The organism is Stenotrophomonas sp. YJH_SMC_123, assembly GCF_059368215.1.
Map to the genome: position 1 here is coordinate 106,186 of NZ_JCAFRM010000009.1, position 20,977 is coordinate 127,162.

Genomic DNA, 20,977 nt, shown 5'->3' on the forward strand with positions numbered 1-20,977 from the left:
AGGCCACCTCATCCAGGCATGGGCATGACCCCGCAAAGATGAACGATTTCAGGCACGTAGAGGTGGGGTGATGCCCGATCAAGTTCGCATCTGAACTGTGATGATCGGCACGCAAATTCACCTGTCGAAACGGTTCACCATGGCGCAGACTGAGCCCACAGTACCGCATATCCGCAGTTCCTGATCCCCTGTCCAGGAGTGCTGTATGTCCCGTGCCGTCCCGCGCGCAGTGCGTATGCGCCGCCTCACTGTTTCCGTACTGCAGGCCCTGGCTGTTCCCTCCGTCATGCTGTTGACCGCCAGCGCCGCCTGGGCCGGCTGTGACAGCGTCGCCCCCGTCGCCGGCCAGACGGTCACCTGCGATGCCAATGCGCCGAACCCGCAGACCGTTCCCGTCACCGCCAATGGCGCCGCCGGCATCACCGTCACTGTCGCCAGCACGGCGCAGCTGCAGCAAAGCGGTGGCAGCAGCGCGATTTCGCTTGTCGGGGCCGGTGGGCACCTGTTGTCCAACCTGGGCACGATCAGTTCGGTGGGCGGCGTGGCGGTGCAGCTCGGTGGCGGCAGCCGCGTCGAGAACTCGGGCAGCATCAGCACCGGCAACAACACCGCCCTGCAGTTCGTCGGCGCGGGCGACAGCGTGCTGGTCAACCGCGGAACGATCAGCGGGCGCACCGGCGTGCAGTTCGGTGCCGGCAATGATCGCCTGGACATGCAGGCTGGCAGCATCAGCGGCAGTGTGCTGCAGGGCGATGGCAATGATGCGCTGCTGCTGGACAACGGTACGATCGACAGCGTCGACCAGGGCAGTGGCGATGACCAGATGACCGTCACCGGCGGCACCGTCACCGGCGTGGTGGCGCAGGGCAGTGGCCGCGATGATTTCGTCATGAGTGGCGGCACGGTCGGCGCGCTGCAGCAGGGCGACAACATCGATACCTTCCGCATGAGCGGTGGCCGCATCATCGGTGCGTTCGAGGATGGTGACCAGGCGTGGATGACCGCTGGCCGCATCGGCCGGGTCAACATGAAGCTGGACAAGAACCTGTGGGACCAGTCCGGCGGCACCGTGGACGGCAACGTGGTGACCGGCTTCGATACCGACACCATCATCATCTCGGGTACCGCCTACATCGGCGGCAACATCAGCGTCAGCGGCGGCAACGACAGCGTGACCATCACCGACGGCACCGTGCGCGGGCAGGTACTGCTCAGTACCGGCAACGACACCTTCAACTGGAATGGCGGCGGCATCGTCTACGGCGCGATCGACATGGGGCCGGACAGCGACGTCGCCAACCTCGGCAACCTCAACCAGGGCAACCTGGGGGCGGTGCCGCTGTTCGACGGTGGCGGTGGCATCGACCAGCTCAACTTCCACAACGTCAAGACTGCCGGCGTGGGCCGCTTCCAGAACTGGGAGGCGATCAGCCTGGCCAACAGCACCGAGCTGACCTTTGATGGCGACCTGGTGCTGGGCGACAGCGGAACCGGCACCGGCACGCTCACCGTGGACGACACCAGCACCGTCTACGCGGGCAGTGGCGGCCATGCAGTCCGTCCGTTCAACAGTGGTGCACTGGTGGAGATGGCCAATGCCGGGCGCATCGACCTGACCGGCACCGGCGCAGGCGACGTGTTCACCGTGCGTGGCAACTACCGTGGTGACGGCGGTGGCCTGTACCTGCGTACCGTGCTGGGTGCGGACAATTCCAGCAGCGACCGCCTGGTGATCGATGGCGGAACCGCCACCGGTACCACCGGCATCGGCGTGCTCAATGCCGGCGGCAGCGGCGCCGCCACGCTGGCCGATGGCATCCTGGTGGTGCAGGCCTTGAATGGTGGCCGTACTGCGCCGGGCGCGTTCTCGCTGTTCGCACCGGTTGCAGCCGGTGCCTACGAGTACTTCCTGTTCAAGGGTGGTGTCAGCGCCGGCACCAGCGAGAACTGGTACCTGCGATCGACGCTGGTGACCGGACCAACGCCGGCACCCAACGGCGGCGGCACTGCCACGCCACCGCCCCTGACGCCGCCGGTCGCACCGCCGCCGGCGATCACCCCGGCACCGCCGCCGCCGCCTGAAGGCGCTACCGATCCGAACCTGACCGCCGGCGAGGCCGCGCCGCCACCGCCGCCACCGGAACCGGCGCCGGTGGCGCCGCCCAGCGACCCGGCGGTGCCGGACGTGCCGGTGGCCGGCGGTGCGTTGCCCGGTACCGGCACCCCGCCAACGCCGGGTGCACGCCCGGCCGAAGGCGCGGTGGTGCCGCTGTACCGCGTGGAGACCGCCGCCTACGCCGTGGTGCCACCGCTGCTGCGCGAGACCTCGCTGGCCAGCCTCGGTACCTTCCACGAGCGGCAGGGCGAACAGCGCCTGCTGTACAACCAGGGCACAGTCCGCACCGCCTGGGGCCGGTTGGTGGGGCAGAGCAGCGAGATCCACTGGAAGGGTGATACGCAGCCGGGCTTCGATGGCGATGTGATGGGCCTGCAGGCCGGTCTCGACGTGTGGGCTGCGGCGTCTGACAACCACCGCAACCAGATCGGCGTATTCGTTGGCCGCACCCGCGCGCAGGGCAAGACCACGGGTCTGGCACTGGGCTGGGAGAACGTGCAGGTAGGCCAGAACCGCCTGGATGACAAGCACGTGGGCCTGTACTGGACCTTCACCGATAGCAGTGGGGGTTACATCGACGCCGTGGCGATGCAGAGCCGCTACGACGGCCGCGTGCGTTCCTCGCGTGGGCTCGGCTTCGGCCTGAGCGGCGACGGTACCAGCGTGTCGGTGGAGGCGGGCAAGCCGCTGCTGCACTTCGGGCAGTCCGCATGGTGGCTGGAACCGCAGGTGCAGGTGATCTGGCAGCGCACTTCGCTGGATGACCGTCGCGATGAAGTATCGAGCGTGCGCTTCGACAACGACAACGCCTGGACCGGCCGCATCGGCCTGCGCTTGGCGGGCGATTACCAGTTGGCCGACAACGGCTGGCAGCCGTATTTCAAGCTCAATTACTGGCATGGCCGTTCTGGTGAAGACCGCATCCGTTTCGACGACGACGTGATCATCAATTCGCAGCGCTCACGCGCGCTGGAAGCCGGCGTGGGTGTGGTCGGGCGTTTCAACCGAACGATCAGCGCCTATGCCGTGGCCGACTACACGCGCGAACTGGGCGGCGACCGCAACGAGAAGCGCCGCATCATCGAAGGCAACATCGGCCTGCGCGCGGACTGGTAGCGCCCGGTGCAGATGTCCGACCCGCTCTGGTAGGTGCCGACCTTGGTCGGCACGAATCCCACCGGCGCCATGACGTTGCTCAGGTAGGTGCCGATCTTGGTCGGCACGAATCCCGCCGGCGCCATGACGCTGCTCTGGTAGGTGCCGACCTTGGTCGGCACGAATCCCACCGGCGCCATGACGCTGCTCTGGTAGGTGCCGACCTTGGTCGGCACGAATCCCACCGGCGCCATGACGTTGCTCAGGTAGGTGCCGACCTTGGTCGGCACGAATCCCACCGGCGCCATGACACTGCTCTGGTAGGTGCCGACCTTGGTCGGCACGAATCCCACCGGCGCCATGACCTCCGCGCAGCTGAGCATAGGCTCGGCTCTACAGCAGCGGTGCGCACGCATCCGGTTCCACCAGCGCCCCGGCATGATCGGCCAGCACCACCACCGCATGCAGCAGGCCTTCCTCCACCTGCGGCGGACACTGCGCCTGCGCATCATCCATCTCGCGTGCCGACTGCGCCGCCAACAAGATGCCCCCACACGCAGACACCGCCGCCAGGCAGCGCGTCGCCTCGGCCAGGTGCCGGCCGCGCGCCTCGCTGAGTTGCCGTTCGCGCCACGCCTGGCCGTCGGCCGCGTGGCTGTGAGCGATGCCGCGCAGCCGCGCGAAGAATGCGGAGGGCGGCGCCTGTTCGTCGACTTCGGTGAGCGCATCTTCCAACGCTTCGGCTGCGGCGTTGGACAGCTGCAGGCCGGGCAGTGCAGCGCCGAGCAGTGCCTGCAGGCGTGGATAGGCGGGGTAGGGCGTGTTCATGGCGGCAACCTCACGAGGCAAGGCCACCTGCGAAGCGCAAGGTGGCGGGCGGTGCGGGTTGGCGTGCCGGTCAAAATCAAAGCGAAAAAGCCGACGGATCACGAGGATCCCCACGCACCGCCCACCATGGGCAAGCCGGTGCATTGTCGCGATTGCCGTTGATGCGGCAAATCGATCGCTTCGATGTTTGATTCAGGACGCCAATCCCGGTCAGCGCAGGAAGCGCCGACGGGGCCACCTTGGCGCGTTGTGCGCCGCGATGGCATGGGCAAAGTTGCAATGTGGTGACCGCACGCAAGCCGCCTTGCTGCAACCCGCGACCGGGCCGGATACGACAGTTCGCGCGTGGCGCAAGCGATCATGCCCCGGTTATGCTGCGGTCCTGATTCAACGACAAGGAAGCGTCGCATGCAGGTTCGCAAGGGAGTGCGTCGCATCGGCGCGCTGATGCTCGTGTTGCTGGCGACCGGCGCCATGGCCGATACGCCAGGCGCGGTCGAGATGCCCTCGCCGGAGGCCCAGGCTGAGATCCTCAACCTGCTTGAACGCCAGGCGCTGTATCGCGACCGGGTGGACTGGCCCGCCATCCGCATCCGCCTGCAATCGGCGCAGGGGGATCCCGCGCAACGGCTGGCCGTTCTGCGCGAAGCCATTGCGCTCAGCACCGGCCACCATGGTGCGTGGACCACGACCCAGCGTCAGCGCGAATCCCTCGCGCGTGCGCAGCAGGCCGGTGCCGCCGCCGTGGACCGGGCCAAGGCCGCTGATGCGGTGGATGCGCGCATCGGCTGGGTGGTCATCGAGGGCTATGCCTCCTCGCCGGGCGCGACGCCGCAGGAAAAATTCCGCCAGGACATCCAGCGTGCCGCGCGATGGCAGCAGGTCATCCGCAGCAAGGACGACGGCGCGCGCTGTGGCTGGATCGTCGACCTGCGGGACAACGGTGGCGGCTCCATGTGGCCGATGCTGCTGGGCATGGCCCCGCTGTTGCGCACCTCGGTGGTGAACAACGAGGACGTCGGCGCGTTCGAAACCGCGCAAGGGCCGCAGCGCTGGACGTTGACGGCGACTGCGGTGCAGCTGGCGGGCAGGCCGCTGCTGGACTTCGGCCAGTCCGGCCATGTAGTGCGGCAGCCTGGCGCACCGGTGGCGGTGCTGTTCGGGCCCCGCACCGGCAGTTCGGGCGAGGCCTCGGTGCTGGCGTGGCGTGGCCGCCCGCAGGCGCGGAGTTTCGGCCAGCCGACCGCGGGTGTCTCCACCGGCAATGTCGTGCACACCCTTGCCGATGGAAGTCGCCTGCTGCTGACCACCAGCGTGATGCGGGACCGCAATGATCGTGGCGATGGCTTGAAGATCGAACCCGACCAGCGCGTCGAGGGTGATGCCGCCACTGTGGCCGCCGCCCAGGCCTGGCTGCTGGCCCAGCCCGCCTGCCAGGGCAACCGGACATGATCCTGATCGGCCAACAGGAACGGGTGCTGATCGTCGGCCCCACCGAAGCGCACCACTGCCTGCGCTGCCAGACGGAAACCGAGTTCGCGCCGCAGCTGCGCTACAAGATGGCGCGCATCGACCTGCTGTTCGGCTTCACCTACCAGCGCCGCTACGAGCTGGCCTGCACCCGGTGCGAGCACGGCTGGGTGCTCGATACCGAGACCATGGACCAGCAGCTGGGCGGGGTGCCGATCCCGTGGCGGCACCGCTTCGGCCTGCCGTTGATGCTGGTGGGGGTCGCCGCGCTGGCGGTGGCCGGTTGGATGTGGCGGCACGGATACATCGGTTGAGGACCGGGCCTGTTAAAGTCTGCCCTGCAACCACGTACCGGAACCGACCATGGACCACGACACCCCGTTCGAACCCCTCAACGATCTCGAGGTGCGCCTGCTGCAGGCCCAGGACGGCACGCTGACCGCAGCGCAGTTCCTCGACGGCCTGCTGACCTCGACGGCGTTCGTGCTGCTGGACAAGGCCATTGGTGAGGATGGCGCCTGGGACGAAAGCATCTCGCCGCTGGTGCTGACCAGCGAGAGCGGTGAGCCGATGTTCGCGGTGTTCACTGCCCCCGAGCGCGCGGGCCTGTGGCACGAGCAGCTGCCGCAGTTTGCCCATGCCATGCCGATCGCGGTGCACGCGCTGCTGGCCGGTATCGGCGACGGCGTCGGCCTGGTGCTGAACCCGGGCCTGGACGTGGGCATGGAGATGATTCCCGATGCCGTGGCCCAGCTGAAGCAGCGTGCGGCGGCGATTACCCGTGGGATGGCGCACTGAAGCCAGTGATATAGGGGTGCCGGCCAGCGGCCGGCACTGCCCATAGCAGTACGCGCGGACGTTGCGGATCAGCGGGCGGCGGCGATGGCTTTCACCCGCGCCTTGGCCAGCGCTTCGCCGATGGCCGGGCCCTTCAGATGCGTGGTATCCAGATCCCGCGCCTGCACTGACAGCGCCGCCTGGTGCAGGCGCTTGAGCGTTTCGCCCTGGGGGTAGTCGGCGTCCTCGAAGCCGAGCCGGCCGCGCTTGTCGGCCTCGCAGCACAGTGCGATGCGGGCCACGCGTTCCGGCCGGCGCAGCGCATCACAGCGGCCCAGCAGTTCCAGCACGGTGGCATCGCGCAGTTCGTCGATGCGGTGCACGTTCAAGTGCTCGCGACACACCGCTTCGGCCAGCTGCTGGTGTTCGGCGGGAATCTTCAATCGTGCGCACAAGGCCTTCAGCGGCTTGATGCCGCGTTGCTCGTGCATGATGTGGCGCGGCCATTCCTCCGGCGGGGTCAGGCCCTTGCCCAGGTCATGGGTAAGCGCGGCAAAGCCGACCAGGTCATCGCCCGGCGCCAGCCTGGCAGCCATGTCGCTGACCATTTCCTGGTGGATGCCGGTATCGACTTCAGGGTGGAACTCAGCACGTTGCGGCACGCCATACAGCGCTTCCAGCTCGGGCAGGATCGGGCCCAGTGCCTGCGCATCGTGCAGCGTGCGCAGGAAGGCGGAGGGCCGTTCACTGACCAGCGCCTTGCGCAGCTCCTGCCAGACGCGCTCGGGCACCAGCGCGTCCAGCTCGCCGCTGGCGGCGACCTCGCGCATCAGCGCCATGGTCTCTTCGGCGACGGTGAAGCCCAGCGGTGCGAAGCGCGCCATGAACCGGGCCGCGCGCAGCACGCGCAATGGATCTTCCACGAACGCGGGGCCGACATGGCGCAGCACGCGTTGCTCGATATCGCGCACACCGCCGTAGGGATCGACCAGCGTGCCGGTGTCTTCGTCGCAGGCAATCGCGTTGATGGTGAAGTCGCGGCGCTGCAGGTCTTCTTCCAGCGTCACTGCCGGGTCGGCATCGACCACGAAGCCGCGGTAGCCACGGCCGGATTTGCGCTCGGTGCGCGCCAGCGCGTATTCCTCAGCGGTCTTCGGGTGCAGGAACACCGGGAAATCGCGGCCGACGGCGGTGAAGCCCTGCGCTTCCATCTGCGCGGGCGTGGCGCCGACCACCACCCAGTCATGGTCGCCGGCAGGTCGCTGTAGCAGGCGGTCACGCACGGCGCCGCCGACAAGATAGATCTTCATGGCTGGAATCATCGCATGCCCGGCGCAGACGCACCGGTAGTGCCGGCCGCTGGCCGGCAACCGCAGTCACCCCGAAGCTGCCGGCCAGCGGCCGGCACTACCGATACAGCGTCCAGCCCGATCCAGGCCAGCAGGCTCATCGTTTCCCTCCCCAGCGAGTGGATGCCGGGGAATGCCGGCCAGCGGCCGGCAGTACTGTGTTGCGATCAATCGCCGCCCTGGTCGGCGTTGGCGGCGCAGCTGAAGCGCTTGCGCTTGTCCACCAGGCGGCCCATCAGGCGATCGCTCAGCGGCAGCGCATCACCATTGAGGCGCCAGTCGTAGATCACGCTGAAGGCCAGCACGCGGGCCACGTACTCGCGGGTTTCCTTGTAGCTGATGGTCTCGATCCACAGGTCCGGATCAAAGCCCGGGCGCTGGCTCTGCCAGCGTGCGGTCGGGGTCGGGCCGGCGTTGTACGCGGCGATGGTCACGTAGGGCAGGCCGTCGTACTTGTTCATCAACTGGCGCAGGTAGGCGGTGCCGATGGCGATGTTGGTGTCCGGGTCGTACAGGCTGTCGGCGCCGCCGTAGCCGGTCAGGCCGATCGACTTGGCCACGCCGGCACCGGTGGCTGGCAGCACCTGCATCAGGCCCATGGCGTTGGCAGGCGAGCGCGCACGCGGGGTGAAGGTGCTCTCGGCGCGGATCTCCGCCGCCACCCAGGCCGGGTCGATTGCGTTGCGTGCCGATTCGCGGCGGATGGTGGCGTCGTGGTGCAGCGGGAAGCGCAGGTCGTACAGGCGCTGCTCCTGCGGCTGCTTGCCGAGCGCGAACACGGCGCGGTCGAACCAGCCGTTGTCCTGCGCCACGCGCACGGCGAGGCGACGCTGGGTGTCATCGAAGCGCGACAGTGCACTGTTCCATTCGGCCACGGCCCAGCCAGCGCGATCGATCTGGTACAACGCCATTGCGCGCTGGATGGCCGGGTCGCGCGCGATCACCGCCTGAGCCTGCGCGCTGTCGTTGGGCTGCCACGGGCACAGCGTGTAGCCCTGCTGCAGCTTGTCGGCGGCGAGGAAGCCGTGGAAGGTCGATGCACGCGCGGCCTCGCGGAACAGCGGCTGCGCCTGCTGGGCCTGGCCGGTCTTCTCCAGCATGCGGCCTTCGAAGTAGCGCCAGCGCGGGTCGCTGCGCTGCTTGCTGCCCATCTTGCGGATGGCGGTCAGCGCCGCGGTCCAGTCGCCGCGGGACATCGCTTCGCGCACGCGCCACTCGTGCAGGCGTTCGTCATAGGCCGACTCCGGCACCGCGTTGAGGCGGCGTGCCGAATCGGGCAGGTAGGACGCCACCGTCCACAGCGCGATCTGGTACAGCACCTGGCCCTGCTGGGCGGCACTCAGCCCCAGTGCCTGCGCGTACTGCGGCAGCTGCTGTTCGGTGGCGGCCGGGTCGGCCTTGGCCAGCTTGGCCAGGCCATCGGTGGCGATGCGCCGGCTGCGCTCGTTGCGGGGCCAGTTCAGGGCGCTGGCGTTGGGCTTGTCGACGAAGGCGGCGTAAGTGTTGGCCAGTGCCAGGTCAGTGGCAGGCAGGCCGCGGGCCGCGCTGCGCATCACGGCGGGCTGCTGCGCGTCGGCGGCAGCATCGATCCGTTCCCAGCGCAGGGCGTCGCTCAGGCCGCCTTGTGCCTGCAGCACGGTGAACACCGCATCGCAGCTGTCCGGCAGCGGCTTGCCGTTCTTGCGCCACAGCTCCTGTGCTTCGCTGATCCACTGCGGATCGACCTTGCCGGTCACCTGGCGCGCGGTCAGCTGCGCACAGCGCAGGCCGGCGTTGTCGGTGGGCGCCCAGTTGGCCAGCAGGGTCGGCCAGTCCTGGCGGCGGGCGAGCGAGGGCAGCCACACGCTGCGGAACGTGCTGGCCACGGCCTGGCCCTCATAGCGCTTGAGGAAGGCCTGTGCCTGCGCGGTATCGACGGTGTCGATGTTGCGGCGCAGGTTGGCGTACTCCAGCCAGCCATACGCCGGATGGCGGCTGAGCGCAGCGGCCTGGCCAGGATCGAACTGGCCGCGTTCGGCGGCCGCGATCGCGGCTTTCAACTGCGCGTTCTGGGCATCGAGGGACTGGGCATTGGCGCAGCCGATCAGCAGCGTGGTGGCCAAGGGCAGCAGGGACAGGGCGGTCGAAGAGCGTCGGGTCATGGCATGCAGCATAGCGGGCAGTGGCTGAATTCAGTTTCGCATTGCGTGCACGCAATGCGTGGGCAACGATAGCTGAATGACTCCGCACAGGCCCCTGCCGCAGGCGGGCGCAGGCGTCGTAACGTCGGCCTTGGGCGAACCGCCCGGCTGCAGGGAGCGGCACATGGCGTTCAGTAGCGCAGGAAGAAGCGGCCCGCTGGCGGACATCAATGTCACGCCACTGGTGGATGTGATGCTGGTGCTGTTGATCATCTTCATCGTAACCGCGCCGATCGTGGCCCGGCCGATTCCCGTGCAGTTGCCACAGGCCACCGATCGCACGATCGATCGCCCCGAACCGCCGCCGCCGATCGAGCTGCGACTGGATGCGTCGAACCAGCTGAGCTGGGATGGCCAGCCGATGGCGATCGGCGATCTGCAGGGGCGCCTGCAGGCGCAGGCCGGCGAGCATGCCGGCAACCTGCCGGAGCTGCGCATCGCCACCGATCCGGCGGCCGAGTACGAAGGCATGGCGCGGATATTGGCTGCGGCCGAAGCCACTGGCATGGAGCGCATTGCCTTCGTGCGGTGAGTTTCGTGCGGTGAGTCCGGCAACGGGCGGCCTGCCATCGGCAGGCCGCTCTTCCTGCGAGGGAACGTGGCATGCGATACGGGATACAGCACGCGGCCTCACTGATGGCCGCCCCCAATCTGGCACCGCTGGTGGATGTGTTGCTGGTGTTGCTGGCGCTGGTGATCACCGCGCTGCCGATGGCGCAGGCGACCGGCCTCCTGGCGCTCCAGCAGCGCACCTCGTGCCCACCCTGGCCGGCGTCCTCACCCCAGCCGATCCACCTGCGCATCGACGCGGCGGGGGCGATGTTCTGGAATGGCCAGCCGCTCGACGCTGTCGCGTTGCAGCGGCACCTGGTGCAGGCGCAGCAGATGCCGCAGCAGCATCGCCCCTGGGTGCACCTGGCGACCGCCGACGACACCGACTACGAAGACATGGCACGCGTGCTGCTGGCCGTGAGCCAGCATGGGCTGCGCGTCGACGCGCCCGGTCACTAGCGCCTGCACCGACAAGTCCCCTTGATGAGTTGTGGCGGATCTCGGCGCGCGCTGACGCAGCCGGCATCAAAGTGGAGGGCGGTGAACAGTACCGTCCGGTTCTAAACGGTCCTCATCTGACGTAAATGGCTGTCAATTGCGTCAATTCCGCGTGAAAGAGTGTCGATCATCACGCCGTGATTTTTACCGCTTGTTTACAAAGGAGACGCTGCCGCCATGCAGGGGGGAGCGCGGCAGTCCATGTCCCGACATTCCTTTGGAGAGAGAGCGAATGAAGCACCTGCACCACCGCCCGTTGGCGGTTGCCGTCACGCTGTGCGTGATGGCCTTGGCACCCCTGGGTGCCGCTGCACAATCCACCACCAACCTCGACGCGGTGGAAGTCACCGGTACCCGCATCAAGCGCGCTGAAGTAGAGGGCCAGGTCCCGATCCAGACCCTGACCCGTGGCGACATCGAACGCACCGGCCTGACCTCGATCGGCGAAGTGCTGCAGCAGCTCACCGGTTCCGGCTCTGCGCTCAACGCCAAGTTCAACTCGTCCGGCAACTTCGGTTTCCCGCCCGATGGCAGTGGCGTGGGTGCCGGCTCGGCGCAGGTCGATCTGCGCCACCTGGGTGCCAAGCGCGTGCTGGTGCTGGTCGACGGCATCCGCTGGGTCAATGAATCGTCGGCGTCCGGTGTGGGCTCGGCCACCGACCTCAACACCATTCCGCTGGCCATCGTCGAGCGCATCGAGGTGCTGGAGGACGGTGCTTCGTCGCTGTACGGCTCCGATGCCATCGCCGGCGTGGTCAACATCATCACCCGCCGCGATTTCGATGGTGGGCAGGTGACGCTGAACTACGGCGAGTACAGCAAGGGCGACGGCACGCAGAAGGGCGTGGACCTGGCCTGGGGCAAGAGTGGCGATCGCTTCAGCCTGTTCCTGGGCGCCAGCTGGACCAAGCAGGACCCGGTATTCGCCAAGGATCGCGAGCAGTCGCGCTTCCCCATTCCCGGTACCGGCCTGGCGTTCGGCAGCGGTGGTATTCCGCAGGGCCGTTTCATGTTCACCGACCCGAACACCGGTGCGGTGCAGAACATCGTGCCCAATACCGGCGTGAGCAATCCGCGGTACGACGGCAGTGCCGGCTGCAGCCGCACGGATGACTATCACTGCTTCACCACCGCCGACCGCTTCAACTTCGCCGAATACAACATGGTGCTGACGCCGTCGGAGCGCAAAGGCCTGTTCGGCCAGTTCCGCTTTGACATCACCGACAACGTGCAGTGGTACATCAAGGCGCTGGGCAACCGCCGCGAGTCGACCAACCAGGCCGGCCCCGAGCCGCTGTTCTTCGGCCCCGATGGCGCCACCGGCAATCCGTTGGCCGACAACATCGTGGTCTCGCGCCTGAACCCGTACAACCCGTTCGGCTTCGATCTCGTCTCCGGCGACAACATGAGCCTGATCGGTCGTCGCCCGGTGGAGGGCGGTGCGCGCGTGTTCAAGCAGAAAGTGGACACCACCTACTTCGCCACCGGCCTGGTCGGTGACTTCCATGCCGCCGACCGCAGCTGGTACTGGGACGTCAACGGCATGTACAGCAAGAACAAGGCCGAGCAGACCAACTACGGCAGCTATGACATCTACAAGGTGAACATGGCGCTGGGCGATCCCGCGGTGTGCGCGGCCACGCCTGGCTGCGTGCCGTTGAACATCTTCGGTGGCGCCGGTTCGATCACCCCGGACATGCTGAAGTGGATCCAGCCGGTGGTGCGCGACCGCAGCCAGAACGAACTGAGCCTGTTCACCGCCAACCTGTCCAGCGAGCTGTTCTCGCTGCCGGCCGGTCCGGTGTCCTTCGCCACCGGCTTCGAGTACCGCAAGTACAAGGGCGCCTACCAGCCCGATCCGCTGACGGTGATCGGCCACTACAACGGCGTGCCGTCGCAACCGACCTCCGGTTCCTACGACGTCAACGAGGCCTACCTGGAGTTGAGCGTGCCGATCTTCGCCGACTCCTCGTTCGGCAAGAAGCTGGACCTGAGCCTGGCCGGCCGCTATTCGGACTACTCCACCTTCGGCGGCGAGTTCACGCCCAAGTACGGCCTGCGCTGGCAGGTGACCGATGACTTCGTGCTGCGCACCACGTACGCCGAGGGTTTCCGCGCACCGTCCATCGGTGAGCTGTACGGCTCTGCCGCACGTGCCGACCTGCAGCTGTTCGATCCGTGCTCGGTAGGCCTGGGCGGCACGCCGCCGCGTGGCAGCGCGGCCAACTGTGCTGCACTGGGCGTACCGGCCGGCTTCCAGCAGGCCAACTCGCAGATCTCGGTGACCACCGGCGGCAACCGCGAGCTGGACCCGGAACGCTCGCGCAGCTTCAGCGCGGGCTTCGTGTGGAGCCCGTGGTTCGGCAACAACGCCTCGTGGTCGGAGCGCTTCGATGTGGAAGTCACTTTCTACCGCCATGCCATCGATGGTGCGATCCAGGCCATCAACGCGCAGACCCAGCTGGACCTGTGCGTGGATACACTGGACCCGATCTACTGCAACGGCATCACCCGTGCCAGCACCGGTGCGGTCAGCAGCTTCAACAACCGCCTGACCAACCTGGGTTCGATCAAGACCGACGGTTGGGACGTGGATCTGTTCTGGACGCTGCCGCAGACCTCCATCGGCCAGTTCAAGCTGGGGTGGAAGAACACCTTCGTCGGCCGTTACGAGGCCACTGGCGCGGCCGGGCAGAAGCAGCCGCAGAAGCCGGGCGTGGAAGTGGCCGACAGCTCGATCCCGGAGTGGACCAGCAATGCCAGCCTCGGCTGGACGATGGATCGCTGGAGTGCCAACTGGACGGTGCGCCACATCTCCGAGCTGACCGAGAACTGCGGCGATGCGGCGGCCTTCCCGGTGTGCAGCAACCAGGCTGCGGGCACCAACACGCTGTCGGCCACCACCTTCCACGACATGCAGGTGGGCTACAAGATCGACTGGATGAAGGGGCTGCAGCTGACCGCGGGCCTGAACAACGTGTTCGACAAGGATCCGCCGATCTGCCTGTCGTGCTCGTTGAACGGCTACGACGCTTCGACCTACGACATCCCGCGTGGCCGTTACTGGTACCTGCGCGCGGACCTGCGCTTCTGATGTGACGGTGGCAGCGCCGGTCAGTTCCGGCGCTGCCTTGCGGGGGCCGAGCCCGCGCTCGGCTGATTCTCTGAGCCGAGCATGGGCTCGGCTCTACAGGTGCGGGGCGTGCGAACCCCGCGTCTGATCAGAACGCCCAGGTGAACGTCAGCGAGCCATTGCGGCCATCGCCGTAGGCACCGTAGCCGTTGATCTGCGACAGGTACTTCTTGTCCAGCAGGTTGTTGAGGTTGGCCTGCACGCTGAACTCCGGCGAGATGCGGTAACGCACGAAGGCGCTGACCAGTGCGTAACCTTCCTGCTCGAAGCGACCCACCACCGGCGCGGCGTAATAGATGCGGTTCTGCCAGTTGGCACCGCCACCGACGGTCAGTGCCTGCAGCGACTGCGGGGTGTAGCTGGTGAACAGCTTCAATGCGGTCTGCGGCAGGTTGGTGTTGATGTCGGCACCGTTGATGTCCTTGGCCACATAGCGCGAAGCACCGAAGGTCGCGTTCCAGCCCGGTGCCAGTTCGCCGTTCACTTCGAATTCGAAGCCACGGCTGACGGTGCCGCGTGCGGCGATCGAGGCGAACTCACCCGGACGGCCGATGATCGGCTCGCTGGTGACCTGGGCGACGTTGTCCTGCTCGATGCGGAACACCGCCAGCGAGGCGTTCAGCCGGTTGTCGAACCAGGCACCCTTGACGCCCACCTCGTAGCTCTTGCCGTCGACCGGGTCGAGATAACGGTCGTTGCGGTCACGTGCGGTCTGCGGCTGGAAGATCTCGGTGTAGCTGGCGTACGCGGAGTAGGTATCGTTGATGTCATACACCAGGCCGGCGTACGGGGTGGTCACCTTGTGTTCGCGGTCGTCGTTCTCGCCTTCGCTCTTCCAGTTGGTGTAGCGCGCACCGAGGATCAGCTTCAGCGGATCAGCCAGCGACAGACGGGTGGCGGCATAGCCGGCCTTCTGGGTGATGGTGCCCTGGCTGGCCAGCGCCAGCGGGTTCCAGTTCGGCTGGGCGATGTTGCCGGTCCAGTCGAGATAGGAGCTGAAGGGATTCCAGCCGGTGCCGGGGCCACCCATCTGGAAGTCACCGTAGTTGGCGAATTCGCGCTTGTTGTAGCTCAGGCCGGCCATGAACTGGTGCTCGCGGCCGAACAGCTGGAACGGGCCGTCGATGTAGCCATCGATGCCATCGACCTTGCGCTCGGTGTTGTAGAAGCCGGCCATCGGCGTGACGCCGGTGCCGGTGGCCTTGTCGAACGCGGTGTAGGACGGATAGAACAGCTTGTCGTCGGCGTTGGTGCGGTCGTGGGTGGCGCCGATCCTGAACTTCCAGCCGTTGCTGAAGGCGTGCTGCAGGGTGGCAAACGCGCGCTTGCTGGTGGTGTCCCAGTAGGTCCAGTCCGGCGACGGATTGAACGAGGTCGGGTAGTTGGTCGGGCTGCCATCGGCGTACCACATCGGGAAGCCGCCCCAGGTCGCACCATTGGCGCGCTTCTGCTGGTAGTCGTAGCCCACGCTCAGCTGGGTGTCCGGGGTCAGGTCGGCATCAATGACGGCGTAGCCCAGCGTCTTGCGCTGGTTGTAGCGGTCCATCTGGCCGTCGGTATCCAGGTAGCTGCCGATCACGCGACCGCGCACGCTGCCGCTGGCGTTGAGCGCGCTGCCCACATCCACCGTGGTGCGGGTGCGGCCCCAGCTGCCGACGTTCACCGACACGCTGCCGGTCAGCTCGGCGCTGTCGGCATGCTTGCGGATCAGGTTCACCGAAGCGGACGGGTTGCCGGCGCCGCTGAGCAGGCCGGTGGCGCCGCGCACCACTTCCACGCGGTCGTACAGCGCCAGATCCAGGCCGGAATCACCGTAGCTCCAGTTCTGCACCATCTGTGTCGGCAGGCCGTCGAACTGGTAGGCATCGATGTAGAACCCACGCGCGTAGAACTCGGTGCGCTCGCTGTCGGACTGGGTGCTGGTCACGCCGGTGGTGTTGGCCAGCACGTCGATGATGTCGTCGAGCTTCTGATCTTCGATGCGCTGGTGGCTGATGATGCTGACCGACTGCGGGATCTCGCGCGGTGCCAGGTCGAAGCGGGTACCGGCCGAGGTGCGGCGCACCGAATAGCCTTCGGCGCGTTCGCCCTTGACCACGACCTTGTCCAGCGTGGTCGGGTCGGCGGCGGTGTCGGCGAAGGCGGCCGGGGCCACGGCGCTGAGAATGGCGAGCACGGCAACGGACAGCCGCTGCGGCTGCGGGATACGGAAGGCGGAACGGGTCATGGGGGTCCTGGACGAGCACGCGCGCTCGACCGGCATCCAGAAGGCGAGGCGCTACGGGTGGGAAACGGGCGGGCAGGCCGTCCTGGCACCACCGGAAACGAAATAAATGGTAATACGAACTATTCCTATTTACAAATCATGAACGAGGAAGACGCTCGCGCAGGGCGCGACGCAGTAGATGGGATTCAGCGCAGCAGCGGCAGTGGATCGCGCGCGCCATCGGCGCCGTAGATGCCCCAGTGCAGGTGGGGTGGCGTGCCCTTGGCGTTGCCGCTGTCGCCTACATGCCCGATCAGGTCGCCGGCCTGGACCACCTGGCCGCGCGACAGGCCCTCGGCCCAGTCGTCCAGATGCGCGTAGTAGTAACGTTCGCGCCCGGGCCCGATCACCCAGACCTGGCGGCCACCGAGGCCGCGCTCGCTGACATCCACGACGACGCCAGCGGTGGCACTGCGCACCGGGGTGCCGCGCTTGGCGAAGATGTCGATGCCGGCGTGGGAGCGGTCACGGCCACGTGGTGCGCCGAAGGTGTCGGCGATCTGGCGTGGCCGCACGCCGTCCACCGGCACCGCCAGTTGCGTGGCCGGCGGCATACGAGAGAGTGTCCACAGCAGCTTCGGCGCAGCGGCCCATGGGCTGTTCCACAGCGCCATCGCGGCAATGAGGGCGATGGCCAGCCACAGGCCGCGCAGCAACCAGCGGCGCAGGCGACGGGCGGGGGAGGGCGATGTGTTCATGGTCTCCGACTGTAGCGCCGAGCCATCCTCGGCGGCTGTTGCTGTGCGGTCAAAGCGCAGTCGAGCATGGCTCAGCGCTACAGAACCGGGGCCAACGGCACCTCGAAACTGCGCTTCAACGTGCCCAGCGCCACCGATGTGCGGAAGCGCTCGATGTTGTCATCGCCGCCGAACAACCGCTCGGTAATGGCCTCGTACTCTTCCATCGACGCCGCCGAGACCAGCAGCAGGAAATCGCCATCGCCGGTGATCGAGTAGCACTGCTGCACCGCCGGGTCGTCCTGCACGCGGCGCTTGAACGGTGCCACGCGGTCGCGCTGCTCGCTGACCACGCGCACCTCGACGATGATGGTCAGCGGTCGCCCGACCCTGGCCGCGTCGACCACCGCCACGTTGGCGGCGATCACGCCGCCGTCCTGCAGGCGCTTGATGCGGCGCTGCACGGCCGGCGCAGACAGGTGCACGGCCTCGGCGATTTCGCGTTGCGGCAGGGTGTTGTCCCGCTGCAGCAGGTCGAGGATGGCGCGGTCGAAGCTGTCGAGCACGGGGGCGGTGGCCATGGCGAGCAGAAGTTGCACGAACGGGCCGTCAATTGAGCCAAGTGCTCGGCGCCGGCGCAATAGACTTTGCCCATGCAGACCCCACGACTCGCGCCGATGGTGCCGGCGCTGGCGGTGCTTGGCTCGGTCACCTCGCTGGCCATCGGCACCTCCTATGCAAAACACCTGTTCCCGCTGATCGGCGCGCAGGGCACCAGCGCGCTGCGCGTGGGCTTCTCGGCGCTGTTGCTGCTGCTGTTCTGGCGGCCGTGGCGCTGGAAGACCAGCCGCCCGGATGCGATCACCATCCTGCGCTACGGCCTCACCCTGGGCCTGATGAACCTGCTGTTCTACATGGCCCTGCGCACCATTCCCTTCGGCATCGCGGTGGCCATCGAATTCACCGGGCCGCTGACGGTGGCCATGCTGTCGTCGCGACGGCCGATCGATTTCCTCTGGGTGGGCTGTGCGGCGGTGGGGCTGCTGTTGCTGCTGCCGATCGGCGGTGGTCCGGCGCTGGATCCCGCTGGCGTGCTGTATGCGATGGGGGCTGCGGCGTGCTGGGGCCTGTACATCGTGTTCGGCAAGCGTGCCGGCCACCTGCATGCCGGGCATTCGGTGTCGCTGGGGCTGCTGGCGGCATCCCTGGTGGTGGTGCCGGTGGGCGTGGCGCATGCCGGTGCCGCGCTGCTCGACCCGAAGATCCTGGCCGCCGGGCTGCTGGTGGCGCTGGTGTCCAGCGCGATCCCGATGTCACTGGAGATGATGGCGCTCAAGCGCCTTCCGAAGGAGACCTTCGGCATCCTGATCAGCATGGAACCGGCGGTGGCCGCGCTGTGGGCGATGCTGCTGCTGCACGAGCACCTGCATGGGCTGCAGTGGCTGGCGATCGGCTGCACGGTGCTGGCCTCGGTGGGCAGCACGATGACCGCGCGGCGCCTGAAGGCACCGGCCGCCGCCTGAAGAAGGGGACGGAGGGGATTAAGTCGTTTATGCATAAACGACTTAATCCCCTCCGTCCCCTTTTTGGGGTCAGCGCAGGGCGTCGGCCGGGACGTCGATCTGCATCGCCAGGGCGAGGTGATCGGAGAACGCGGCTGGTACGGCTTCCACGGTACGAGTCTGCAGGCCACTGCTGACCAGGATGTGGTCGATGGCGCGGTCGGGGCGCCAGCTGGGGAAGGTCGGCACGATGCAGCCCGGGGGCTGCAGCCGGGTCTTCTGGTACAGCACCTGCATTTCCGGGCGTTCGGCCAGGCAGTTGAAGTCGCCCATCAGCACCGCGTTGGGGTGGTCGGACAGCAACTCGGCGATGAAGCCCAGCTGCGACATCCGCGAGCCCGCGCCCAATGACAGATGCGCCACCGCCACCGCCAGGCCATCGGTACCATCGCCGAACTTGGCCAGCAGCACGCCGCGCCCGCCGATGCGGCCGGGCAGGGCATGGTCCTGCACTTCCACCGGTTCCAGCTTGCTCAGCAGGCCATTGGCACTGGATGCCACGCCGCCCATGCGCCGGTTCGGCTGGTGGCTCCAGTAGTTGAAGCCGGCGCGCTGGGCCAGGTAGTGGGTCTGGTTGGTGAAGCCCGAGCGCAGGCTGCCCGGGTCGGCCTCCTGCAGGCCGACGATGTCATGGTCGCGCGCCAGGGTGGCGATCGCGTCCAGGCTGCTGCGCTTGCGCCCCGCCGGCAGCGCATGTGACCAGCTGCGGGTCACATAGTCGCTGTAGCGGCGGGTACTTGAGCCGGCCTGGATGTTGGCCGTCAGCAAGCGCAGGGTCCGTGTACGGGGGGAATTCACGGCCGGGAAATGCTTCTCTTGGATCAGTGAGCCTGGGCCGCACCGCGTTCGCGGGCGATCAGGTGGTCGGCGATGCGCAGCATGTCCGGGAAGCTCTTGCCCTTCACCAGGTACTTGCCGTTGACGATGATCGACGGGGTGCCGCTGATCTGGCTGCGCTGGGCGAACTGCTTGGCCGAGTTGGTCTTGGCGTTCACCGCGAAGCTGCCCATGGTGGCGGCGAACTGCTTCGGATCCACGCCATAGGCGGCGTAGAACTTGGCGATGTCTTCCACCGAGTCACGGCCGCGCTCGCCCTTCAGGGTCTTCTGCGAGTGGATGGCGGCGTACAGCGCTTCGTGGGTCTTTTCCTGCACGCCCAGGGTCTGCGCGGCGTAGAAGGCACGGGCGTAGTCATCCCAGGTGCCGCCGAACATGGCCGGCACGTAGACGAAGTTCACGTCGCTGGGCAGGCCGGCCTTCCACGGGCCGACCAGCGGCTGGAATGCGGCGCAGGCCGGGCAGACGTAGCCGAAGATCTCGGTCACTTCGATCTTGCCGGCAGCCGGCTGGAACGGCTGGCCGTTCGGGATCACCTGGTAATCGGCGCCTTCCACCGGGGCCGGGCCGGTCAGCGCGGCGGTGGTCGGGGCCGGCGCCGCGGCGGGGGCGGCTTCGGCCGGGGCCTTTTCGCCTTCGGCGGCAGCCGGAGCGGTGCCTTCGCTGCCCGTGGCCGGCGCAGCGGCCGGTTCGGCGGTGGCCGGGGCGGCTGCCGGTGCGGCCGGGGCCGCGGTGGTGTTGGTGCTGCCGTCATCAGCCTTGCAGGCAGCCAGGATCGGCAGCAGCGCTGCGAGGGCGAGGGCGTAACGGATCTTCATGGAAACGTCTCCAGCATCTGGAAAGGTGGGGGCCGGCGCCAGGCGCCAGCCAGGGGGAAATGATGACATGCGGCGGCGACAGCGCCGTGTCGAGGGTGGGCGTTGGTTCAGCGGCCGCGGGCGGCGCGGGCCTGCGCGATCAGCGCCGAGGCGATGCGCAGCTGGTCGTCGAAGCTGTTGCCCCGCACCAGGTACTGGCCGTTGATGATGATGGCCGGGGTGCCCGGGATCTTGGTGCGCTGGGCGAACGCGCGCGCGGCCTCGACCTTCTTCTGCACGGCATCGCCGCGCAGCGCCTGGAGGTAGCGGTCCGGGGTCACGCCGTAGGCCTTGTAGAACGTGGCGAGCTCATCGGCCGAGACGTTCTGCATCGGCAGCGATCCCTGCTCGTGCAGGGCCTTGAACACGGCAGCGTGGCTGCGCTTGGCCACGCCGACTTCGTCGGCGGCGTAGTAGGCCAGTGCCCAGGCATCCCAGGCGCCACCGAAGGCCGCCGGCACCGGGGTGAAACGCACGTCGGCCGGCAGCTTGGCCGCCCAGGCTTCCAGCTGCGGTTCGAAATGGGCGCAGTGCGGGCAGGTATAGCCGAAGACCTCGACCACTTCGATCTTGCCGGCCAGCGGCTGGAACGGGCCTGGCTGGGCGATGCGCTCGTAGTCTTTGCCCTCGACCAGCGGGGCATTGGCGGGGGTGGCGGCGCAGGCTGCCAGCGGCAGCAGCACCAGCACGGACAACAGCAGGCGGGAAATCAACCTCATCGACACGCATCTCCGTTGAAAAAAGCAACGCCGGCGCGGTCGCCGGCGTGAAGGAAACATA

The 20,977-nt window shown here is 67.6% G+C and carries 18 protein-coding genes; 8 read left to right on the forward strand and 10 right to left on the reverse strand.

Annotated elements, in window-relative coordinates; all coding sequences use genetic code 11:
• Positions 1–205: 205 nt before the first annotated feature.
• On the forward strand, positions 206–3,232 hold the full coding sequence (locus AC5P5W_RS18510) for an autotransporter family protein (protein ID WP_495221355.1): 3,027 nt from the start codon (positions 206–208) through the stop codon (positions 3,230–3,232).
• Here AC5P5W_RS18510 and AC5P5W_RS18515 read toward each other — a convergent pair.
• Positions 3,151–3,573 carry a hypothetical protein gene (locus tag AC5P5W_RS18515; protein WP_197574727.1) on the reverse strand — a complete coding sequence of 141 codons (423 nt, stop codon included), beginning with the start codon at positions 3,571–3,573 and terminating at the stop codon, positions 3,151–3,153. The two genes, AC5P5W_RS18510 and AC5P5W_RS18515, sit on opposite strands and share 82 nt — an antisense overlap.
• 31 nt (positions 3,574–3,604) lie before the next feature.
• Complete coding sequence (locus AC5P5W_RS18520; protein ID WP_164077488.1) at positions 3,605–4,039, reverse strand: hypothetical protein; 435 nt, start codon at positions 4,037–4,039, stop codon at positions 3,605–3,607.
• A gap of 408 nt (positions 4,040–4,447) precedes the next feature.
• Between AC5P5W_RS18520 and AC5P5W_RS18525 the strand changes: the two genes are divergently transcribed.
• From AC5P5W_RS18525 to AC5P5W_RS18535, 3 genes are read left to right on the forward strand one after another with little or no spacing between them, the layout of a single operon-like run.
• Positions 4,448–5,491 (forward strand): S41 family peptidase, encoded by a 1,044-nt coding sequence (locus tag AC5P5W_RS18525; RefSeq protein ID WP_014648414.1) that lies wholly within the window; start codon positions 4,448–4,450, stop codon positions 5,489–5,491.
• Positions 5,488–5,823, forward strand: coding sequence for a hypothetical protein (locus AC5P5W_RS18530; protein ID WP_014648413.1), 336 nt, complete (start codon positions 5,488–5,490; stop codon positions 5,821–5,823). The genes AC5P5W_RS18525 and AC5P5W_RS18530 overlap by 4 nt, the downstream gene beginning before the upstream one ends.
• Before the next feature lie 49 nt (positions 5,824–5,872).
• Positions 5,873–6,307, forward strand: a complete 435-nt coding sequence (locus AC5P5W_RS18535; protein ID WP_005419309.1) for an SseB family protein — start codon at positions 5,873–5,875, stop codon at positions 6,305–6,307.
• Between the two features lie 68 nt (positions 6,308–6,375).
• Here AC5P5W_RS18535 and AC5P5W_RS18540 read toward each other — a convergent pair whose 3' ends face one another.
• Together AC5P5W_RS18540 and AC5P5W_RS18545 are read right to left on the reverse strand one after the other, a co-directional pair.
• Positions 6,376–7,596 carry a multifunctional CCA addition/repair protein gene (locus AC5P5W_RS18540; RefSeq protein ID WP_032957329.1) on the reverse strand — a complete coding sequence of 407 codons (1,221 nt, stop codon included), beginning with the start codon at positions 7,594–7,596 and terminating at the stop codon, positions 6,376–6,378.
• A 206-nt stretch (positions 7,597–7,802) separates the two neighbouring features.
• Entirely contained in the window at positions 7,803–9,788 is a 1,986-nt protein-coding gene (locus AC5P5W_RS18545) for a transglycosylase SLT domain-containing protein (RefSeq protein ID WP_014648411.1), read from the reverse strand.
• 151 nt (positions 9,789–9,939) lie between these two features.
• On the opposite strand from AC5P5W_RS18545, the gene AC5P5W_RS18550 reads away from it, so the two are divergent.
• The 3 genes from AC5P5W_RS18550 to AC5P5W_RS18560 all read left to right on the forward strand — a co-directional run bounded on the left by AC5P5W_RS18550 (position 9,940) and on the right by AC5P5W_RS18560 (position 13,959).
• Positions 9,940–10,347 (forward strand): ExbD/TolR family protein, encoded by a 408-nt coding sequence (locus AC5P5W_RS18550; protein ID WP_014648410.1) that lies wholly within the window; start codon positions 9,940–9,942, stop codon positions 10,345–10,347.
• 104 nt (positions 10,348–10,451) lie between these two features.
• Positions 10,452–10,826: an ExbD/TolR family protein gene (locus AC5P5W_RS18555; RefSeq protein ID WP_014648409.1), complete on the forward strand. Its 375-nt coding sequence runs from the start codon at positions 10,452–10,454 to the stop codon at positions 10,824–10,826.
• A gap of 271 nt (positions 10,827–11,097) precedes the next feature.
• Positions 11,098–13,959: a TonB-dependent receptor plug domain-containing protein gene (locus AC5P5W_RS18560; RefSeq protein WP_032957323.1), complete on the forward strand. Its 2,862-nt coding sequence runs from the start codon at positions 11,098–11,100 to the stop codon at positions 13,957–13,959.
• A 127-nt stretch (positions 13,960–14,086) separates the two neighbouring features.
• Here the strand turns inward: AC5P5W_RS18560 and fhuE are convergent, their stop codons facing one another.
• The 3 genes from fhuE to AC5P5W_RS18575 all read right to left on the reverse strand — a co-directional run bounded on the left by fhuE (position 14,087) and on the right by AC5P5W_RS18575 (position 17,522).
• The gene (gene fhuE / locus AC5P5W_RS18565) at positions 14,087–16,225 is read right to left on the reverse strand and encodes a ferric-rhodotorulic acid/ferric-coprogen receptor FhuE (RefSeq protein ID WP_495221358.1); all 2,139 of its coding nucleotides are present in this window, start codon (positions 16,223–16,225) and stop codon (positions 14,087–14,089) included.
• Between the two features lie 185 nt (positions 16,226–16,410).
• Positions 16,411–16,962: a M23 family metallopeptidase gene (locus AC5P5W_RS18570; protein WP_180835150.1), complete on the reverse strand. Its 552-nt coding sequence runs from the start codon at positions 16,960–16,962 to the stop codon at positions 16,411–16,413.
• A 77-nt stretch (positions 16,963–17,039) separates the two neighbouring features.
• Entirely contained in the window at positions 17,040–17,522 is a 483-nt protein-coding gene (locus AC5P5W_RS18575) for an Lrp/AsnC family transcriptional regulator (protein WP_180835149.1), read from the reverse strand.
• A 72-nt stretch (positions 17,523–17,594) separates the two neighbouring features.
• Here AC5P5W_RS18575 and AC5P5W_RS18580 point away from each other — a divergent pair, with 72 nt between their 5' ends.
• On the forward strand, positions 17,595–18,464 hold the full coding sequence (locus tag AC5P5W_RS18580; RefSeq protein WP_180835148.1) for an EamA family transporter: 870 nt from the start codon (positions 17,595–17,597) through the stop codon (positions 18,462–18,464).
• Between the two features lie 69 nt (positions 18,465–18,533).
• On the opposite strand, the gene AC5P5W_RS18585 is transcribed toward AC5P5W_RS18580, so the two are convergent.
• The 3 genes from AC5P5W_RS18585 to AC5P5W_RS18595 form a co-directional block, all read right to left on the reverse strand.
• Positions 18,534–19,271: an endonuclease/exonuclease/phosphatase family protein gene (locus AC5P5W_RS18585; RefSeq protein ID WP_021202520.1), complete on the reverse strand. Its 738-nt coding sequence runs from the start codon at positions 19,269–19,271 to the stop codon at positions 18,534–18,536.
• Positions 19,272–19,324: 53 nt separating this feature from the next.
• Positions 19,325–20,158: a thiol:disulfide interchange protein DsbA/DsbL gene (locus AC5P5W_RS18590; RefSeq protein ID WP_014648402.1), complete on the reverse strand. Its 834-nt coding sequence runs from the start codon at positions 20,156–20,158 to the stop codon at positions 19,325–19,327.
• 107 nt (positions 20,159–20,265) lie between these two features.
• Positions 20,266–20,916: a thiol:disulfide interchange protein DsbA/DsbL gene (locus tag AC5P5W_RS18595; protein WP_032960695.1), complete on the reverse strand. Its 651-nt coding sequence runs from the start codon at positions 20,914–20,916 to the stop codon at positions 20,266–20,268.
• Positions 20,917–20,977 lie beyond the last annotated feature (61 nt).

Excerpts from the sequence above, each read along its gene's own strand:
- AC5P5W_RS18535 (WP_005419309.1), top strand. The coding sequence starts at position 5,873 with ATGGACCACGACACCCCGTTCGAACCCCTCAACGATCTCGAGGTGCGC.
- AC5P5W_RS18520 (WP_164077488.1), bottom strand. The coding sequence starts at position 4,039 with ATGAACACGCCCTACCCCGCCTATCCACGCCTGCAGGCACTGCTCGGC.
- AC5P5W_RS18545 (WP_014648411.1), bottom strand. The coding sequence starts at position 9,788 with ATGCTGCATGCCATGACCCGACGCTCTTCGACCGCCCTGTCCCTGCTG.
- AC5P5W_RS18575 (WP_180835149.1), bottom strand. The coding sequence starts at position 17,522 with ATGGCCACCGCCCCCGTGCTCGACAGCTTCGACCGCGCCATCCTCGAC.
- AC5P5W_RS18530 (WP_014648413.1), top strand. The coding sequence starts at position 5,488 with ATGATCCTGATCGGCCAACAGGAACGGGTGCTGATCGTCGGCCCCACC.
- AC5P5W_RS18555 (WP_014648409.1), top strand. The coding sequence starts at position 10,452 with ATGGCCGCCCCCAATCTGGCACCGCTGGTGGATGTGTTGCTGGTGTTG.
- AC5P5W_RS18570 (WP_180835150.1), bottom strand. The coding sequence starts at position 16,962 with ATGAACACATCGCCCTCCCCCGCCCGTCGCCTGCGCCGCTGGTTGCTG.
- AC5P5W_RS18595 (WP_032960695.1), bottom strand. The coding sequence starts at position 20,916 with ATGAGGTTGATTTCCCGCCTGCTGTTGTCCGTGCTGGTGCTGCTGCCG.
- AC5P5W_RS18590 (WP_014648402.1), bottom strand. The coding sequence starts at position 20,158 with ATGAAGATCCGTTACGCCCTCGCCCTCGCAGCGCTGCTGCCGATCCTG.
- AC5P5W_RS18525 (WP_014648414.1), top strand. The coding sequence starts at position 4,448 with ATGCAGGTTCGCAAGGGAGTGCGTCGCATCGGCGCGCTGATGCTCGTG.
- AC5P5W_RS18550 (WP_014648410.1), top strand. The coding sequence starts at position 9,940 with ATGGCGTTCAGTAGCGCAGGAAGAAGCGGCCCGCTGGCGGACATCAAT.
- AC5P5W_RS18560 (WP_032957323.1), top strand. The coding sequence starts at position 11,098 with ATGAAGCACCTGCACCACCGCCCGTTGGCGGTTGCCGTCACGCTGTGC.
- AC5P5W_RS18515 (WP_197574727.1), bottom strand. The coding sequence starts at position 3,573 with ATGGCGCCGGTGGGATTCGTGCCGACCAAGGTCGGCACCTACCAGAGC.
- AC5P5W_RS18510 (WP_495221355.1), top strand. The coding sequence starts at position 206 with ATGTCCCGTGCCGTCCCGCGCGCAGTGCGTATGCGCCGCCTCACTGTT.
- AC5P5W_RS18540 (WP_032957329.1), bottom strand. The coding sequence starts at position 7,596 with ATGAAGATCTATCTTGTCGGCGGCGCCGTGCGTGACCGCCTGCTACAG.
- AC5P5W_RS18580 (WP_180835148.1), top strand. The coding sequence starts at position 17,595 with ATGCAGACCCCACGACTCGCGCCGATGGTGCCGGCGCTGGCGGTGCTT.
- fhuE (WP_495221358.1), bottom strand. The coding sequence starts at position 16,225 with ATGACCCGTTCCGCCTTCCGTATCCCGCAGCCGCAGCGGCTGTCCGTT.